The 18029-nt window shown below is 57.9% G+C and carries 18 protein-coding genes and 1 pseudogene; 17 read left to right on the forward strand and 2 right to left on the reverse strand.

Annotation, left to right across the window (positions count from 1 at the left end):
- The first annotated feature begins 126 nt into the window (after positions 1-126).
- On the forward strand, positions 127-270 hold the full coding sequence (locus tag MK6180000_RS20195) for a hypothetical protein (RefSeq protein WP_171054499.1): 144 nt from the start codon (positions 127-129) through the stop codon (positions 268-270).
- A gap of 61 nt (positions 271-331) precedes the next feature.
- Here MK6180000_RS20195 and MK6180000_RS02215 read toward each other — a convergent pair whose 3' ends face one another.
- Positions 332-2131 carry a hypothetical protein gene (locus MK6180000_RS02215; protein ID WP_138933247.1) on the reverse strand — a complete coding sequence of 600 codons (1800 nt, stop codon included), beginning with the start codon at positions 2129-2131 and terminating at the stop codon, positions 332-334.
- Between the two features lie 142 nt (positions 2132-2273).
- On the opposite strand from MK6180000_RS02215, the gene MK6180000_RS02220 reads away from it, so the two are divergent.
- The 14 genes and pseudogenes from MK6180000_RS02220 to MK6180000_RS02285 all read left to right on the forward strand — a co-directional run bounded on the left by MK6180000_RS02220 (position 2274) and on the right by MK6180000_RS02285 (position 13918).
- Positions 2274-3599 (forward strand): tetratricopeptide repeat protein, encoded by a 1326-nt coding sequence (locus MK6180000_RS02220; protein ID WP_138933248.1) that lies wholly within the window; start codon positions 2274-2276, stop codon positions 3597-3599.
- 8 nt (positions 3600-3607) lie between these two features.
- Entirely contained in the window at positions 3608-3847 is a 240-nt protein-coding gene (locus MK6180000_RS02225; protein WP_138933249.1) for a YjiS-like domain-containing protein, read from the forward strand.
- Between the two features lie 133 nt (positions 3848-3980).
- Positions 3981-4523, forward strand: coding sequence for a hypothetical protein (locus MK6180000_RS02230; RefSeq protein WP_138933250.1), 543 nt, complete (start codon positions 3981-3983; stop codon positions 4521-4523).
- 123 nt (positions 4524-4646) lie between these two features.
- On the forward strand, positions 4647-5144 hold the full coding sequence (locus MK6180000_RS02235; protein ID WP_171054500.1) for a GNAT family N-acetyltransferase: 498 nt from the start codon (positions 4647-4649) through the stop codon (positions 5142-5144).
- A gap of 25 nt (positions 5145-5169) precedes the next feature.
- Positions 5170-5664 carry a DUF5946 family protein gene (locus tag MK6180000_RS02240; RefSeq protein WP_138933252.1) on the forward strand — a complete coding sequence of 165 codons (495 nt, stop codon included), beginning with the start codon at positions 5170-5172 and terminating at the stop codon, positions 5662-5664.
- 188 nt (positions 5665-5852) lie between these two features.
- Positions 5853-6047, forward strand: a pseudogene (locus tag MK6180000_RS20485) (integrase); the annotation flags it as partial.
- Between the two features lie 450 nt (positions 6048-6497).
- A complete protein-coding gene (locus MK6180000_RS02250) occupies positions 6498-6977 on the forward strand; it encodes a hypothetical protein (protein ID WP_138933253.1) in 480 nt (159 codons plus the stop codon).
- Complete coding sequence (locus MK6180000_RS02255; protein ID WP_212751860.1) at positions 6974-8329, forward strand: GAF domain-containing protein; 1356 nt, start codon at positions 6974-6976, stop codon at positions 8327-8329. The genes MK6180000_RS02250 and MK6180000_RS02255 overlap by 4 nt, the downstream gene beginning before the upstream one ends.
- A 120-nt stretch (positions 8330-8449) precedes the next feature.
- Positions 8450-9358 (forward strand): GNAT family N-acetyltransferase, encoded by a 909-nt coding sequence (locus tag MK6180000_RS02260; RefSeq protein ID WP_138933254.1) that lies wholly within the window; start codon positions 8450-8452, stop codon positions 9356-9358.
- A gap of 27 nt (positions 9359-9385) precedes the next feature.
- Entirely contained in the window at positions 9386-10312 is a 927-nt protein-coding gene (locus MK6180000_RS02265) for a sulfotransferase domain-containing protein (protein ID WP_138933255.1), read from the forward strand.
- Between the two features lie 128 nt (positions 10313-10440).
- Complete coding sequence (locus MK6180000_RS02270) at positions 10441-11574, forward strand: hypothetical protein (RefSeq protein WP_138933256.1); 1134 nt, start codon at positions 10441-10443, stop codon at positions 11572-11574.
- Complete coding sequence (locus MK6180000_RS02275; protein WP_138933257.1) at positions 11571-12125, forward strand: diheme cytochrome c-553; 555 nt, start codon at positions 11571-11573, stop codon at positions 12123-12125. Before MK6180000_RS02270 ends, MK6180000_RS02275 begins: the two co-directional genes overlap by 4 nt.
- A gap of 75 nt (positions 12126-12200) precedes the next feature.
- Positions 12201-12677 (forward strand): GFA family protein, encoded by a 477-nt coding sequence (locus MK6180000_RS02280; RefSeq protein ID WP_212751861.1) that lies wholly within the window; start codon positions 12201-12203, stop codon positions 12675-12677.
- 449 nt (positions 12678-13126) lie between these two features.
- The gene (locus MK6180000_RS02285) at positions 13127-13918 is read left to right on the forward strand and encodes a TylF/MycF/NovP-related O-methyltransferase (RefSeq protein WP_138933258.1); all 792 of its coding nucleotides are present in this window, start codon (positions 13127-13129) and stop codon (positions 13916-13918) included.
- 432 nt (positions 13919-14350) lie between these two features.
- On the opposite strand, the gene MK6180000_RS02290 is transcribed toward MK6180000_RS02285, so the two are convergent.
- A protein-coding gene (locus MK6180000_RS02290; protein WP_138933259.1) for an IS3 family transposase occupies positions 14351-15477 on the reverse strand; the annotation gives its coding sequence in 2 pieces (ribosomal slippage) (positions 14351-15213 and positions 15213-15477; 1128 coding nt in all).
- A gap of 107 nt (positions 15478-15584) precedes the next feature.
- Here MK6180000_RS02290 and MK6180000_RS02295 point away from each other — a divergent pair.
- Both MK6180000_RS02295 and MK6180000_RS02300 read left to right on the forward strand, forming a co-directional pair.
- Positions 15585-15962: a hypothetical protein gene (locus MK6180000_RS02295; protein WP_138933260.1), complete on the forward strand. Its 378-nt coding sequence runs from the start codon at positions 15585-15587 to the stop codon at positions 15960-15962.
- 445 nt (positions 15963-16407) lie between these two features.
- On the forward strand, positions 16408-17961 hold the full coding sequence (locus MK6180000_RS02300) for a PAS domain S-box protein (protein WP_138933261.1): 1554 nt from the start codon (positions 16408-16410) through the stop codon (positions 17959-17961).
- Positions 17962-18029: the final 68 nt, after the last annotated feature.

An 18029-nucleotide genomic window follows, 5' to 3' on the forward strand; every position in this document is an offset into this window, starting at 1 on the left:
GGCCTTTCTAAGTTGTGTTGATCGTTTCGATCGCCATTAGCGTTGAATTCGCCGAGGGCAAGGAAAACCTACGGCCGTTCAATCACTCTTTCGATGAGCGCAGAGCAGCACGGGTGATGGGGCGATTTGGAACGCATCAGCTCGACCGCGGAGATTGCCGCGCGGACGCTGGAGAAGCTTTTCGAAATCGACGTCTCTGACGTCGCCAGGGACTTCGAGGTCGGTGGCGTTGCGATCCACAATTTTGTCGTGGAGAAGATTCTTCGCTGATAGTCGAACCGGAAACTGAAGCCCCGGCAAGTACTGAGAACCTAATGTCCAGCTGCGAAGTTTAGTCATTCCGAAACTGGCAGAACGTCCCGGTTTGCACCCGCAGCGAAAGATAGTGCCCCATCTCTGGATGAACGGCCTCGATCCGCCTGAGCGCGTGGCGAATGCGCCAGGTGACCGCGGTGCGGGCCTTTTCTGCACTGTCGCCGAGTCTTCGGCTGCGCCCGCCGAGGCCGAGCGCGGCCGAGAGGGTGGTGAGGATGCCGTCCATCTCTTCGCGCAGCCTCTCGGCGCGGCCTATGTCGTTCGCGTCTTCGGCTTCGGCAATGTCCTCCTGAAGATCGCGAAGCCGGACCTTCAGCGTGGACCGCGCCTTTTCATCAAGGACGGTTCCGCCTGGGGCCTCTACGATGCGCTCGTCAAGGTCGAGGCAGTGGATCTCGCGTCCACCGTTTTCCATCAGCCGACAGATGTCGTGTAGGCCCTTGAGGTCGGGCAGTATGACCCGGAGCCCCTCGAACTCCGCGGTCCATCCCTCGCCTTCCCGTTCGAGCCGCGGGGTCCGGTCCATGGATTGTCTCGATCGCTCGCGTTTCGCCTTCGCTCCGGATATCACTGCGCCGATCCTGGCGAAGGCCTTGCGCAGCATTGCGCAATCTTCGGGCCTGCGCAGCGGGGCAATGCCGAACAGCCAATCGACCGGCGCCTCGGGGGCAAACGTGCCTCCAAACGCGACCTTGCGGCCGTATTCATGGACGTAGCGTGAAAACTCGGCCTGTGCCTCGTCGATCCGGCCCAGCATCACCTCTGCCGCGGCGATGTAGGCTGGCACCGTTACGAAAGGTATTGCATCCGACCTTGCCCGTAGTGCAACCGCATCCGCATAGTCGCCGGTAAAGACACGCGCAAAGGCGCCGATGATATAGTAATGGTTCGGATGAAGCGGATTGAGTTCCATCGCCCGCTTGACATGTTCCACGGCCAGTTCCGGTCGGCCCACGCAGACTTCCAGGACAGCCGCCTCCACGAGGAGGTCAGCATCATTGGGACAGAGTATCAACGCCCGGTCCAGATACCACGCCGCCTGCTCCCACGCGCCTCCATATAGCGCGACCTTCGCGATCACGAGGTGGATCATCGCATCCCGATCATCGAGGTCTAGAGCGCGCCGGGCATGGATGTAGGCGTTCCGGCTGGCCTCATCGAAACAATCCCAGAACCGGCAGCTCCACTCGTTGAACCAGCTGAGTGCCATGCCGGCGTGAGCGCGGGCATAAAGGGGATCGAGTGCGAGCGCCTGTATGAAGAGTTCACGCGCCGCATCGTCGGCCGTGATCGTTCCTTCGCGGAGCATGACCAGCCCGCGGAGCGTGAGTTCCCACGCTTTCAGATCGGTGGCAGATCGGTACCTCGCCTCAGCCAGAGCGGCGTCCTCCAACTGGGCGTTGAGGGTTGCCGCTATGCGCGCGACGACGGCCGCGCCGGTCTCAAAGGGATCGGCGGGCGGGAGAGTGAGCCGATCGCTCCAGAGCTGCGCCAAGGACTCGACCGCCGAGAGATCAACCTTTAGTTGGCGCTCACCGCCTTCCGTCACGCGCAGCCGACCGCGAACCACGTGACTCGCTGCGAGCCGTACGCCGATCTCTAAATCACCTGCCGCGGCCAAATGCGCCGTGGATGCGGGCGCGATGACCCGCAGGCTGCGAAACCGGGTCAGCTCGCCGCAAATGTCTTCAGTCAGACCAAGCGCAAACAGCGCCGTCTCGTCGTCGGGCCCGTCCGTTAGGAACGGCAGGACGACGACGGTTGGCATCCCCATAACCCTGCCCGCACCCTGGTGAGGCCCAATCGTCTTTTCCATGTGTTGCACTCTACATCCTGCAGCGGTCGAGAGAAAGCGCGCAGATGCCCAGTCTGTGGCTGGCCTCACATCGTGAGGCCGGACCTCACGCCTTGTTGGTTGAGAAGCAAACCAGGAGGCGGGCAGAAAGCCCGAAACCCATATGACGATGCAAGACATTACCGGACACACCTTGACCGGTGCGGGCGAGACGGCCCTGCCGTATTACGAAACCGCCATTGCTGAGTTGCAATGCTACCGCGCCGATCCAGTCGCAAGCATCGATGCCGCTCTGGCGGAGTCGCCGGATTTCGCAATGGCGCACGCGCTCAAAGCTTGGCTGCACTTGCTCGGAACCGAACCGGGTGGCATTTCCATCGCCCGCGCCGAGCACGAGGCGGCGGCGGGCACTGCCGCGACGGACCGTGAACGCGGCCACGTCGCCGCCCTCGGCCATCTTGTCGAGGGGAGATGGCACGCAGCCGGGCGGGTGCTAGAGGACGTCACGATCACGCATCCGCGCGATGCATTGGGGCTGCTCGCCGGTCACCAGATCGACTTCTTCACCGGGCACTCGCGCATGCTCCGGGATCGCATCGCCCGGGCGTTGCCCGCCTGGGACAAGAGTATGCCGGGATACCACTCAATTCTGGGAATGCACGCCTTCGGGCTGGAGGAAACCGGCGACTACGCCCGTGCCGAAGCCGCGGGGCGGCAGGGTGTCGAGCTGCAGCCGCGAGACGGCTGGTCGCAGCATGCGGTTGCCCATGTGATGGAAATGCAGTGTCGCCAGTCGGACGGCATCGCCTGGATGCGCGGCAACGCCGATGGCTGGTCAGGCGACAGTTTCTTCCAAGTCCACAACTGGTGGCATCTGGCGCTCTATCATCTCGAAATGGGAGATACGCCGGCGGTCCTCGCGCTGTTCGACAACGAGATCTATGGCGCGAAGTCGGGCGTGGTGATGGATATGGTCGATGCGACGGCGCTCTTGTGGCGGCTGACATTGCACGGCGTCGATGTCGGCGATCGCTGGGAGTCGCTCGCCGACAGTTGGGCGACGGTCAGATCAGGTTTTTACGCGTTCAACGATGCGCACGCGGTCATGGCCTTTATCGGCGCCGGTCGGCGCGACGCCGCACTTGCCCTGATCGCCACACAGGCCGAGGCGATGGCCCGGCCGAACGACAACGCCGGGTTCACGTCCGATGTCGGTCATGCCGTTGCCAGGGCGATATTGGCCTTCGGAGATGGCGATTTTGAAGCGACGGTTCGGCTGCTGCGCCAAGTACGTTCGATTTCCAACCGCTTTGGCGGCAGTCACGCGCAACGCGACGTTATCGAACTGACGCTGATCGAGGCGTCGCTACGTGCGGGCAACGAAAATCTTGCGCGGGCGCTTACGGCTGAGCGGGCGGACCGCAGGCACGACAGCCCACTGAGCCAGCTTTTCCTGCGCCGGGCAGATGCCCTGGCGACCGCAACATAAAGGAGAGAGTGTTGTACCGGAATGAAACCGGGACGGTCCCGACCGCCCATCCACGCAAACCCGCCCTCGGACTGGCTGCCGTGATCTGCCGTATCCTGGATGGCGTCGCAAAGCACCGCAACCGCCGACGTGCGATGCTGGCTCATCGTTCTCTCGGTGAGCTGCCGGAACGGATGCTGCGCGACATCGGGATCGAGCCGGATGGCCGACAGCGTCTGTCCGCTCTGCTTCGCATACCGCCGTTCTGAAGGCGGTCGACTTCCTCTCAGATACTCCGACGCCCAATGCGACGGGGAACGAGGTCGATTACGCGACATTCCCGGCAGCTCGGGTTGCGAGATCGATTAAAATGCACGGACTGCCAAAGTCAGGAGAACCACAATGCTAAGATCTCTTTCGATGACGACCGCCGCCATCCTTCTTGGAACCGCCGCCCTGGCGGAACCGCTCGTCCGCTTCGACGTCGCCGAAGACCACACGCGCTTTGTCTTTCAATCCGCCCCGGTGGACGACGAGGGCATGCCGACCCACGGCAACCCGTTTGTCACTCAGGGCTACGTCTATCCCGCCGACACGCTTGCACCAGGTATCGACGGCGTCAACGAGGACGGGTCTCCGGCATTCCCGGAACTCGTGCTCGGAACCTGGACCTGCGACGGGTTTCTCGTGGGTGCCGCAATGAAGGCCGAAACCGGTGTTTTCCTGGTTTCGCGTCAGACAGTTGTGCTGAACGAAGGCGACATACTGATTTCGCACGGTCCTGAGATAATCGACGAAAACGTCGTGCAATTGCGCGCCATCTCGGGCGCAACCGGCAGCTTCGTCGACCACGACGGCGACATTGGCCAAGTCTTCCTCGGGTGGGGTCCGTACATGGGCCTGCGCGCTGCCTTCGACATGGAAGGCCACGGCGAGGATTCATAGCCGATGCGGCGGCGCGTGGATCCCCCGCGCGCCGCCGAACTCACCCACGGCTGAATTCTTAGGCTCGCAAAGCCAGCGAACATCCCTGCGCTTCGCAGGCTACATGCCAATTCATGGCGGGAATTGGGCGGGATTTACTACACTCCGAAGCAGATCGCAGGCATCACGGCCAAGATCGAAACTGTGGATCCGCATTTGATCGGAGACGGCACATACTACGTCATCGAAGAGGCGGGGCTCCTCGTGGCTTCGGGCGGATGGACGACAAGCGCGCAATTCACCCTCAGTGACGAAGCCAGTCAGCCCCAACCACAATTGGAATCGGCGACCGCCACGATCCGTGCGGTCTTTACGGCCCCCAGCCATGCGCGGCGCGGCCTAACGAGGAAAATCATGGAACACGCCGAAAACAGATCGAGAAATGAAGGCAAGGCTGAAAGGATCAGGCTCACGGCCACACTCTCTGGATTGCCATTCTATGAGAAACTTGGCTACATGATCGAGCGGCCAACTTCCATTTCCCTTTCAAACGGCGGGGTTTTCCCAGCGGTCCAAATGAGCAAGACACCGAAGCGGAACTGCCTTGTTGCCTACGACGTTTGTGAGCGATCTGTTGCCTGAGCCCGGCGTTTCAAAAGAGCGAGACTTGATCAAATGCGTCGGCTGCGGGTCAAAGCTTGAACGGATCGCTGGCCCCACGCACAGGTACATGCTGTCTTCGCCAGCATGTTTTGCGAAGTATGACGAAGTCCTGGCACACGAATACAGCGACCCCGCGCTGATGCGAACCCACCGATTGACGGTTGACGCCTTTGCCATCCAGCACCCGGGTGACGGGACCACGCGTCAGGCGATCCAGTCGGTCGGCCTTCATCTGGCTCGGCTTGGAATCCAAGTGAATCATCTCAGGCGACTGGAAGAGGCCAATAATATCATGCTTTCGCTCGGCCAGTACAAAGCGGAATTGGTTTTTCTCGCACCACCCGCGGAATTCACGATGACCGTGGCGGATGTCGCCAAATTCGCGGGAACGCCTGAACACGTTGACGCGGTCAAGGCGTGGGCGAGGTCGGCGTGGGCGGATTGGTCACAACACCATGACTACATCATTGGTTGGGCTGAACATCACATTGCTGCGTAGACTTTTTGGTAATAGTCACTGCGGAGTCCGGGAACGACATGGTTTGTTTGCGCCGGTCGCTCTCTTAAGGCGAATGAGGTCCGATAGAATAGGCCTCAACAAAACCGGCCGTGGAGAATCGACCTTGTCGCATTATGTAGGCCGCAACGTATCCGTCAAATCCGTTTCAAAATGCGTGGTGGATTCCGCAGGCGATCGGCCTTGATCCGAGCGGCTACGGCACACACTCGTTGAGACGCACCAAGGCGGTGCCTATCTACCGCGAGACCGGCAATCTGCGGGCAGTTCAGCTTTTGCTGGGTCACACCAAAGTTTACAGAACGGTGCGGTACCTGGGCGTCGAGATCGAAGATGCGCTGAGCATCGCCGAGAAGATCGACATTCAAGGGTTGGGCATTATGAGTGTTGATTATGAATGGCAGCAAGGCGAAAGTTGCATTGCAGCAGCAACGCGATGCATTCGACGCCGTAGATAACGTCGATTGCGCCGCGTTATCGACCAGTTAATGTCCGCCTTAGGTCAATCTTCAGGCCGCGCTGCGACGTCGCTGGAGCCCTTCACAAAATTCAGTGATGCTCGCGCAGGGGACTAGCACGTTTGGCAAGCCAAAGCGCGCTCATCGTCGACGACGGCGCTGCTCCTAGAAGGTGTCAACGGGAGTCATTCCATTCTTCCTGTACTGCACCAAAAGTGCTAAGATTTGTCTCCCAACTCCAACACGCACCGAGCTGCCGCTCGGGACAAATAGGAGTGTTAAGCTTTGCTACGGGCTGAGCGACCTTCGACTCCATCTCAAGAATTGGCCGAGCGCCGCGGCTGGTCTGGGTCGACCTTGGCCAATGGTGTGTTGACCGCCGAATTAGCAGATTTCTGCCAGAGCGGAATTAGTGTTGTCATGGCAAGTCGCAATAGTTCCGGTCGGCCGGTCATCGGGCGTGGCGTGGCCTGTCGGATCGATGCCGAAGGCCGTGTTCGCGTGATCTTTCGCGAACCAGCGAATGTGGCGTTCCAGCGTGCGATCGCGGCGAGTGCGCCGATTGCCGTAACCTTCACCAGGCCTTATTCGCACCGCTCAATTCAGTTCAAGGCATCACGAGCAGAAATCGTCCACCTATCGCCATCCGACGGGCCTGCGGCAATCCGGCAGGCGCGCGCATTTCGTGTCGAACTGGTCAGCGTCGGCTATGACGAGACCTTGGCCTCGGGCTATACCAGATTCGAGCCGCATGAGCTTGCTGCTGCGGAGTTTTTGCCAGAGAGCGCGTTCGTTCAGACTCCCGGCCCGAGCGCTGGGAGCGAGTTAACGCCATGATGGAACCGTCGCTCGACATGATCCGGAACTGTTTCGAAGGCGTGGTGCCTGCGGTCCTCGCAACCTGTGACGCCGCAGGCGTGCCAAACATCTCGATCGTATCACAAGTTCATTTCGTCGACTGCACGCGTGTCGCGCTAAGTTACCAGTTCTTCAACAAGACCCGTCGCAACATACTTGAAACCGGAATGGCGTCGGTCTCGGTCGTCGATCCTGAGACTGTCGCGGATTACCGAATTGACCTCACTTACGAGGAAACCCGCTCCGACGGACCGCTGTTCGAAATCATGAAAGCGAAGCTGGCGGGCATCGCATCCCACAGCGGCATGGAGGGCATATTTCAGTTGCTTGGCGCAGATGTTTTTCGCGTCGAAGCGCTCAGTCTCAGTTCCGGCCCCTTTGCAGTGTCCCCAAGTGCGCCGCGAAACCATTTGGGAGCGGTCAGGCGCATTTGGGAAGAGTTAGGCAAGGCACGCGAACTTGGTCCGCTATTCGACGACGTGCTCAGTTGCCTTACGCGATACTTCAAAATCGACCAAGCAATGGTCCTGATGATCGACGAAACCACCCGCGGGCTCTACACTGTCGCCTCGACGGGCTATACCCGGTCAGGGATCGGTTCCGAAATTGCGCTTGGCCATGGCGTCATCGGCGTCGCCGCGCGAGAAGGGGTGCCCATTCGCATTGGCCACATGACCTCAGATTATAGCTATGGCGCGGTCCTGCGCGATCAGGCGCTCGATCACGGGCTCGACGGCGCCGACGCGACCGAAATTCCCTATCCCGGACTCGCCTCTCCCGAAAGCCAGATCGCCGTCCCCATGCATATGCGTGGCCGCATTGCCGGTATCCTTTTCGCCGAAAGCGTCGAGCCGATGCGGTTTCGCTACGACGACGAGGATGCATTGGTGCTTGTCGCGGCGCGGCTTGGCGAGATCATGGCAAGTGGACTCGATTCGATCAAAGTGGGCGACAAAATCCAACCCATGGCGAAAGCAATCGCCCGTCCCGTTCATGTACGTCATTACGGCGTAGACAACAGCGTCTTCATAGATAATGACTATCTGATCAAAGGCGTCGCGGGCGCAATTTTCTGGAAGCTTGTTGGCGAGCATGCGCTTACCGGTCGATCCGAATTCTCGAACCGCGAATTGCGGCTCGATCCCGCACTACGGCTGCCGGAATTCTCCGAGAATCTTGAGGCCCGGCTCGTTCTTCTGCAGCGACGACTTGTTGAGCGCGCCTGCCCAATCCGACTTGAGAAAGCCGGACGTGGCCGCCTGAGGCTGTGCGTTCCCGGCGCGCTAATTCTCGAAGATGTTCCAGCTGATGGCGGAATGTTGTCGGCTTAGTAATCTTTTAGCGTTCCGTGCCGGGAATCTTAGCGAGCCTCCCCAACCGCATCGAGGTAATTCTGTAGGTGGCGAGACCGGTTGCCGGTTTCGATTTCCTTCTCAAATTGCGTGGTAAATATGACCTTCCTTAATAATTCCATTGTTGCCTCCGCGCCGGTGCAATCAGCTATCGAGATTCGCAAGGCTGCACCGGGCGATACCGGCGCGGTGGCGCGCATCTTATATGAGGCATTCCGACGGTTCCATGAGAGCCGCGGGTTCGCGCCGGATTTTCCCAATCTTGAAACGGCGACCGGGATCGCTGCTGCTCAGATCGAGGATCCTAATAACTACGGGGTTGTCGCGCTTTCGAAAGGCCGAATCGTCGGATCGAATTTCCTGACCGAAGATGATCCGATCCACGGGGTCGGGCCGATCTCGGTCGATCCTGATTTTCAGGATTCCGGCGTCGGTCGGCTCTTGATGCAGGCCGTGATCAAACGCGGCGAGAAGGCTAGCGGTATCCGGCTTTTGCAGGATGCGTTCAACACCAAGTCGATGGCACTCTATGCTTCGCTCGGTTTTCGGGTGCGCGAACCGCTGGTTGTGATGACGGGGCGTCCTCGCGAAGGGATGTCTGCCGGGATGCGAGTGCGACCGATGGCATCCACCGACCTCATCGCGGCGGACAATCTTGCCCGCCGGGTGCATGGCTACGCTCGCGCTGTGGAATTGCGTACGGCCCTCGCGCGCGGCACTCCGGTTGTTCTCGAACGCGGCGGCAGGATCAGGGCTTACATGACGATGCCCAACCTGTGGTTGCTAAATCATGGCGTGGCCGAAACATGGGCTGACCTGACGGCGCTCCTTCTCGGCGTCGGGGCGGTCAGTGATGATCCAATTGGCTTCCTGACGCCAATCCGAAACGCTGAGCTGTTCAGTTGGTGTCTCGGTCAGGGATTCACGGTCGTTAAACCGATGACGTTGATGACGCGCGGTGCATACACCGAGCCCCGCGGCGCGTGGTTTCCCTCGGTTCTTTACTGAAATAACAAAACTTTCCGGAGCACTGAAATGCAATCTCATCAGATCACATGGCCATACAAGACCCGCGAGATGCACAGCCATCATTTTGACTCGACCATTTGGAACGACTTCCGATTTCGGGCTGATGATATCGTGATCGGAACTTATGCCAAGGCGGGCACAACATGGATGCAGCAGATCGTTAGTCAGCTCATTTTCGCAGGGGCTGAGGACATCGATGTGCCCGCAATCTCGCCCTGGCTGGACCTGCGGATTCCGCCAAAGGCGTTGAAGTTGTCGGCCGTCGAGGCCCAGACTCACAGGCGATTTCTAAAGACGCACCTGCCGGTCGACGCGCTCGTGTTCTCCCCCGAGGCCAAGTACATCTACATTGGCCGAGACGGCCGCGACGTGGTGTGGAGCATGTACAACCATCACGCCCGCGCCAATGATGAGTTTTACCGTGCGCTGAACGAAACCCCGGGCCTCGTTGGTGCGCCGATCGAGCCGCCGCCTGCCTCAATTCGCCAGTACTATCACGACTGGCTTGACCGGAACGGGCATCCCTTCTGGCCGTTCTGGGAAAATATCCGAAGCTGGTGGGAGGTGCGCGACCTGCCAAACGTGCTGCTGGTGCATTTCGCCGATCTAAAGGCCGACATGCCCGGCGAAATCGTACGTATCGCCAAGTTTCTTGGGATCGACGTGGCAGCGGACCACTGGCCCGCGATCCTTACGCATTGCAGTTTCGACTACATGAAGCACAACGCGGCAAAGAGCGCGCCGCTCGGTGGCGTGTTTTGGGACGGCGGGGCTGAGACGTTTATCCATAAGGGCACGAATGGCCGGTGGCGTGACGTTCTGACCGCCGAGGAAAGCGCAAAGTACGAGTACTTGGCGACGGAAAATCTTGGTCTCGAGGCCGCCGAATGGCTTGCTCATGGAATGCAGACGCATTGCTTGCAGGTCGCGTGACCAACAAAGTGATGTCCCCGCGCAGCCATAGCTGCGCGGCGGACTAAGAAAGTGCGGTGCCCCGGGCAAAGAAGCGGGGATCGAAAAGACGCTGTTTCTGGTGAGTAGCATTCACAGAGGTGATTTTCATGGCTGCCATCCGCCATCACATCGCTTTCAGGTCGTTCCGGTGGGCCATCATCTGGGTGGCCGTCATCGTTATCAGCATTTCTGCCGGTTTCGGGGGTTTTCTCGCTTCGATTGCGCCGAAAGCGTCGGATGCTGGCGTCCTGCTGAGCCCCATAAATTCCAAGGTACCTCTCACGCTATTTGAGACCGGTCTTTATGCTGATCCCGCTACCCTGACTGTCGATCCTCAACATATCGCCTTCGCTCCGCAATATCCGCTGTGGTCGGACGGCGCCGAAAAACACCGCTGGATTTCACTGCCGCCGGGTGACGCCATTGATACGAGCGACCCGGATGTCTGGGATTTCCCGGTCGGTACGCGGCTCTGGAAGGAGTTTTCCTTCGACCACCAAAAGGTCGAGACCCGTTATATGGAGCGACTTGCCGACGGCCTTTGGCTTTTCGCCGCCTATGCGTGGAGCGACGACGGAAAGGACGCACGCCTGGCCCCCGACATGGGACTCAAGAACGCCCATTCATTGGCTGGTGGTGCATCGCATGCGATCCCCGGCGTGTACGATTGCCGTGCTTGCCACCTGTCCGGACCGGTCCCGGTGCTCGGCTTTAGCGAACGGCAACTCGGAAGCAAAGATATGGCTGGCCTGTTCAAGAATAATCCCGAGGCTCCGGCGCTGGATGTGTTGGGCGCGCGCGGTGTGTTCGACAGTCTCGACGCGCGGCACCTGACGGCAAACCTGACAGACGCGTCGACTTTAGAGCGCGAGGCGCTTGGCTATCTGCACGGAAATTGCGGTCATTGTCACAATCGATATGGCCCTTTGGCCAAGCTCGGATTCGACCTGCGTGGATCTGCAACCGATCCATATTCTGGACCGATTGAAACAACGCTTGGCCAGCCCCTGAAATTCCCGCCGCCGGGCCTTGTGCCCGGGACCATTGCGCGCATCGCGCCCGGCCACCCAGACCGGAGTGCTATCCCGCAGCGCATGGCGTCGCGTTCGCCGATGCTGCAAATGCCGCCGCTTGGCACCGCACTGGTGGATGCCGAAGCAGTCGAGTTAATCAACCGCTGGATCGCCGAAACGGAGGTGGTCTCTGTCCACGCCCAGCACCATGTAGGAGAAGAGGAATGAGAAAACACATCTTGACGATGGCCATGGTCGCCACCGCACCACCGGTGGTGACCCTAGCGCAAGAGATGTCGGCGGAGGACAAGCTCAAACGAGGGGAGTACATCGTAACGACCTCTTCTTGCCATGACTGCCATACTCCGTTCAAGATGGGTGAGAACGGTCCGGAATTGGACATGGAGCGGACGCTGTCCGGCCATCCTGAGAGCGAGGTCATTACCGAGGCGGCGGTGCTCGAAGGCCCCTGGGCAGCGGCAGTCTCGATGACGAATACTGCTTGGTCTGGCCCCTGGGGCGTTAGCTTCACAGCAAACCTGACGCCCGATCCCGAAACCGGTGTTCTGCGAGATTACAGTGAGGAGCAATTTCTTGCGGCGCTGCGGTCCGGGCGTCATTTGGGCCAAGGACGGCCGATCCTGCCACCGATGCCTTGGCCGGTCTATGGTCAGATGACGGATGAGGACCTTAGCGCGATCTACGTCTATCTGCGCCAAATTCCTGCAATCCGCAACAAAGTGCCCGAGCCGCTGCCGCCAACTGCGACGGGCAACTGAGAGAAGCGCCGCCGCGCTTGCTCTGCATCAGAGTGGCGCGGCGGTCTATCTGCGAGAAGCCAAGGGAGGATGAAAATGACTGACGAAGATGAGACATCGGCGGACCATCAAGCGATTTGTATGGCCGCCGTCGTTATGACTGGTGCTTGCTTCTGCAATGTGGTGAATATTCGCGTTTCCGCCGCGCCGGTTGAGATGGGCTATTGTCACTGTAACTCTTGCCGGATCTATTCCGGCGCGCCCTTTGTAACCTATGCGCTCTTCGCTGAAGATCAGGTTACTGTTTCGCACGGCGCCGAATTGCTCGGATTGTTCAACAAGACCGGGATAAGCGCCCGGCGGTTTTGCACGCGCTGGGGTTGCCATGTCATGACCGAACATCCGGGAACCGGCTTCATTGATATCCACGCCCCCGTCCTCCAGGAATTGCATTTCCGGCCTGTCTGGCATCTCAACTACGCAGAGGCAGTCCTCCCGGTCCGCGACGGCCTGCCGAAGCTGAAGGATTTTCCGGCCAATATCGGCGGCTCCGGTCAGACCCTGGCGGAATGACCAAAAGGGGCGCAGGGACAGATGAAGTACAGTACCGCAGGACGAGGAAAAGTGACCGGCGATCTATATCGTTACACTGCTTTCACGGCGCTCCCGTATAAACTGCCGTTCGCTGCATGCGCCCGCCAACAGAACCGCGACATTGGGAGCCGATATTCACGCACACTTACAACTGGGTATTTTTGGCACCGCCGCATGGCCGCTACCAGCCCTTTGCGATCATTTCTTGGTAGTTCTGCACCCGAACAAAAGGGCGGAAGCCGGGAAATCTCAGCGGACCAGTGTAAAGCCAGAAACAGGGAAAGTGGAAAGTTAACGATAAACAGTCTAGCACTATCTTTGATATTTGGCGTAGTCTGATTCCTGAGATTTAGGCATACGCATTTTTCGATCTAAGGATAATAAAATATATAATATGTTTCATTGTGTGATTTAGGGATGTAGATTTGTTGTTGGATTTTGTGAAAAAGAAGTGGTTTATTTTCCGGTGGCGCGACGTGACCCGGCGTTGGCCGTTAGAAATGTTGCTGAACTCCACCGATCTTGAACTTTCGGAACAACAAATGAGTAGATTGACCGATCGAATCCATTCTTGGAGACAACTGGTCGCGCCGTATCTGAAACGGTTTGGTCAAATCGGCGAGCGTCGCCAAGTATACTGCTTCGGAGTCGCACATGGCAGCACTCTTCATGGTTTGGTATCCGGATTTCAGGACCACGATTTGCCGCTCCCGGATTTTCACCTATTCGATAGCTTCGAGGGACTGCCCGAAGAGAAATTAGGTGTGCAGGCTCCGTTAATTTGGGAAAAGGGCGCTTTCGCAGCTCCAAAGGAAAAGCTTCTTGCGATGGTCAAGAGTCTGAATCTCGGGCCAGACAAATATAAAATTCATGAAGGTTGGTTTTCAGATACGTTGAAAGCAGAACTGGTTGCCGATGGCACGTTTCTGCCAGCCGCGTATGTCGACATAGATGGCGATCTATATTCCAGCACCATGGACTGCTTGGATTTTCTTTTGGAGCACAAGTTAATCCAAGCTGGCACAATCATCGGATATGACGATTGGGGGGATACAGACATCTGGACGGCTGGGGAAAGTCGTGCCCATAAAGAAGTACTTGATAAGTACAATGTGACCTGCGCCCAGTTGCTGTCATGGGGTCAGCAACCCCTAATCAAGAAGCTGTTTGTTGTGATCTCCGTTGGTGACGAAAGCCTGATCACAAACCAACCGCGCTGACCTCTGTCTGGATCGGCGGCTGCAAGTAGACGCGCGCCGTTGAACCCTTGATCGCCTTTGGATAATTGAAAGCGAACCTAACCGCAGTCAAGGCTAGGAACCGCGTTGTACGCACTGCTGACCTCTGAGCACATAGAAACCTGCGCGCCGGATGGATGGCGCTTTTTGGGGAACTCCGCGATGCGGCATCGGGCCAATTGGCGAACGGCTGAAAAGGTCCGCTAACGTCGATCAGACGGCCAGAACAATCAGGATGCTTGCCGCGTCGTCGCATGTCTGCACTGAGCCCTCTTTACCCAATGCTGCGTCGCGGACAAAGGGCTGCTATGTTGTGTGCCCTAAAAATATTGCTATGAGATTGTCACAATGATCGATCAATGAAATCCGCGAAAGGAACGTGGTGTGCCCCCATCGGGTGGTCCAGTTTAAATGTTAATGCATGGTCGGTCTCTGGTCTATCGGTACGATGCTTTTTGGTGCCGGTGGACGATAATCCAAGGCGCTGTGTGGCCTGACTGTGTTGTAGTGGCGGCGCCATCTTTCGATCAGGATCTGAGCCTCGCGCAACGTAAAGAAGACCTCCCCGTTCAGCAGCTCGTCGCGGAAGCGGGAGTTGAAGCTCTCGCAGTATCCGTTTTCCCATGGTGAGCCTGGCGCGATGAAAGCGGTTTTCGCGCCAACTGCCCCGATCCAGGCACGCACTTTTTTTGCGATAAATTCCGCGCCATTATCCGATCTGATATATTCTGGCGGCCCTCTCAGGATAAACAGATCGGTCAAGGCGTCGACCACGTCTGTTGAATTGAGCTTACGTTTAACTCTGATCACAAGCGCCTCCTTCGTGAACTCATCGATGATATTCAGTGTGCGGTAGACCCGCCCATCGTGTGTGCGATCTTGGACGAAGTCATACGACCAAACGTGGTTTGGGCGCTCAGGCCGCAGCCTCACGCAAGATCCGTCGTTCAGCCAGAGCCGCCCCTTCTTGGGTTGTTTTTGTGGAACTTTCAGCCCTTCGCGCCGCCAAATTCGCTCTACGCGCTTGTGATTCACATGCCATCCGCTGTTGTTCAACATCCCGGTGATCATGCGGTACCCGTAGCGTCCGAACTCTTCCGTCAGTGCAATGATGTCCTCGGTTAGCCGCGCTTCGTCCGGCAAGCCGCAAGGTTCCTTGCGCTGTGTCGAACGATGCTGCCCGAGTGTGCGGCAGGCCCGGCGCTCAGATACGCCAAGGGTCTGCCGCACATGATCAATGCACCGACGGCGGCGGGAAGGGCTTAGAAGTTTCCCCGTGCGGCCTCAGTCAAGATCATCTTGTCCAGTGTCAGATCCGACACCGCACGCCTGAGCCGAGTATTCTCTGTTTCCAGCTCTTTAAGCCGCTTGAGCTGATTGCGGTTCATGCCGCCATATTCTTTGCGCCATCGATAATAGGTCTGAACCGTCACACCGATCTGACGCACCGCTTCCGCCGTCGACCGCCCTTGCCCTTGCAGCACTTCAACTTGCCGTAGCTTCAGCACAATATCTTCGGGCTTCTCTCGCTTGCCAGCCATCTCGTCGTCCTCCTGAAAACGGGATAATTCTATCCCAAAAGGTGGACCACTTCAGTGGGGGCATTCCTTGGAGGCTGCCGCTGAAGGGCTACCAGCGGAGTGGGGGGATGGGGATTCATTACATCCATCCGGCACTGCTGGGTATCACCGCCGGTAAGCCCAAGGTAGATGGCAATGGGACACATACAGACTGGATGCGCCCTGCTATCTTGCTCTACGAACCTCAGGCAGGTGGAACTCTCGAATTGGTTGGCGTCGAGAATCTGGTGTGGCAGTCAGCATGGACGGACACCCAAAGGCCTGTGCCGGAAATCAATGGCAAGGCTTGGGATGCCATGGCCGACAACCCCGAAACCGAAGTCGACGAAGCCCATAACTTTATGCCGCACTACGATCAGCATATATGGCTTTTCCGCGAGAACCCGATGGGGGTACTTCACCCCTTCAATCCAAACGTATCTTGCAAGCATCATGCAGGGCATTAAATAGCCGAAATCGGTACGGGCATTTATTCCAGGTAAGTGTGCCCGTACCGATGCCATTCGCTTTCGTCTCGGTGGTGATGCTTTGCTTCTCCTTGTTCTACCCGAACCCCTTCACTCATACCCACTCTCACCGAAGCCGTCTTTCATCGTATCCATGTCGAAGCACCAACAACGCAACAGTCCCTTACCAAGTGCAATCAACAGATGGGCGGGAACCGGACTTTCGCTGCATCCGCGGAGAATCTGACCCACAGGTCATGAGCGGACGCTGAGTTAAAGTGGCTTTACTTCCGTTTCTCTGTTTTATTCGACAAGTCAGGTGATGGTTGCCCATGTGGGGAGAGGCGGTGAAGCATTTGATCGTCGCTTGATTGCCCGATTTATTTGCATATCACCTTAAAATAGATATGCTCGATATATTCAGTATCGTTAAGGGATTGCAAAAGTGGATACGCGCGAAAGCGTCCAGCAGCACCTTGCCGCGATCGTAGAGGGTTCTGACGACGCCATCATTACAAAGGGGCTCGATAGCCTTATCCAAAGTTGGAACCCCGGTGCGGAACAGCTTTTCGGCTATTCCGCCAAAGAGGCGATCGGTCAGCCGATAACGATGCTTTTTCCCGCTGACCGCGTTGCAGAGGAGGAAGACTTCATCGCACGTTTGAGCAGGGGCGAAAAAATCGCTCATTTCGAAACCGTTCGTAAGTGCAAAGACGGAACCCTTGTTCCAATTTCACTAACCGTTTCACCTGTCCGAGATGCCAATGGAAACGTCATTGGCGCATCGAAGATTGCTCGCGACATCACACTCCGACATGTTGCCGAAGAGCGGCAGGAGCTTCGGGCACGGGAAGGCGACGCTCTTCTTGCAGTTTCGCAGAAGTTGCTCGAAGACGTTTCCCTCGATGAATTTATTCAATTTTGCCTTGATACTGTCTGTTCCGTAGCCAGCATGGATGCTGGACACCTTCAAGTGGTGCGGGGGCAAGGCGACAATGCCCGCCTGCATCCCACAGGTATCTGGCATTTGGCGAGCTCGCGACTTGAGGCGGCCGTAAAAGCCACAGAATTGTTGAGATTTACTCCCGGAGAAGGATTGCCGGGGTTAGCTTGGGAGAGTGGCGAGCTACAATTTCTCGATGATGTCACAAGATCAGAGCGTTTTTTGAGGAGCAAGGCTTTTGAGCAGATCGGCTTGGTGAGAGCGGTCGCCCTGCCAGTGCGGCAGGGCGGCGAAATTCGCGCCATTCTGGAGTTCTTCGGTTCCTCGAAAGCGAGATTGGATGCAGATATCCTTCGGATGATCCAAACCGTCGGCAGCCAAATTGGCGTTGCAATCCACCGCAAGCAAGAAGCAGAAGGTCGCGAAACCCTGCGTCGCGAAATGACCCACAGAGTAGGCAACAGCCTGAGCGTGCTCACCTCCATTTATCGCAGCTGCTCACGCGCGGCTCAAAGCAAAGATGAACTCGACAAAGCGTTCCTTGGACGACTTGTTGCAGTAGGCAACGCCAATCGGCTCTCGATTGAGAACGCCACTGAAGGGGCAACTCTGTCGTCCCTAGTTCGTGAGGCTATCGAAATTTTCCCCGAACCAGATCGGGTAGAAATCAATGTCATCGATCTGATGATTGATTGCGAGAGCGTCATGCCGTTGGCGCTCATCCTGAATGAGCTGGCCACCAATACCCTTAAACACAATGATCTATGCGCCGACAGCCGACTTACCATTAACGCGAACTTTGACGAAGCTGCGGAGCAGGTGGTTCTGGAATGGGAGGAGCTTCACGCTGCCCCTCTGGTGACACCCCCACCGGAGCCGACCCGCGTGGGTTTTGGCACCCAGCTAATGCAAGTCATGATTGAAAGTAGGCTTAGGGGTAGCTTCGAGCGGAAGTTAGATCAGACTGGGCTCCACGTGGCTATTCGGCTGCCCCGAGAGCGGATAGATGCTCAGGCCCACGGCCTTACCAGTTGCGAACAAACCAGACCTGACTAAATCTCTCGACAGACGGCGGGTTGGCACCGCATTCGATGATCGTCTCGCGCCTCGTGAAATGGCGCCCG

Source organism: Roseovarius arcticus (genome assembly GCF_006125015.1).
Taxonomy (GTDB): Bacteria; Pseudomonadota; Alphaproteobacteria; order Rhodobacterales; family Rhodobacteraceae; genus Roseovarius; species Roseovarius arcticus.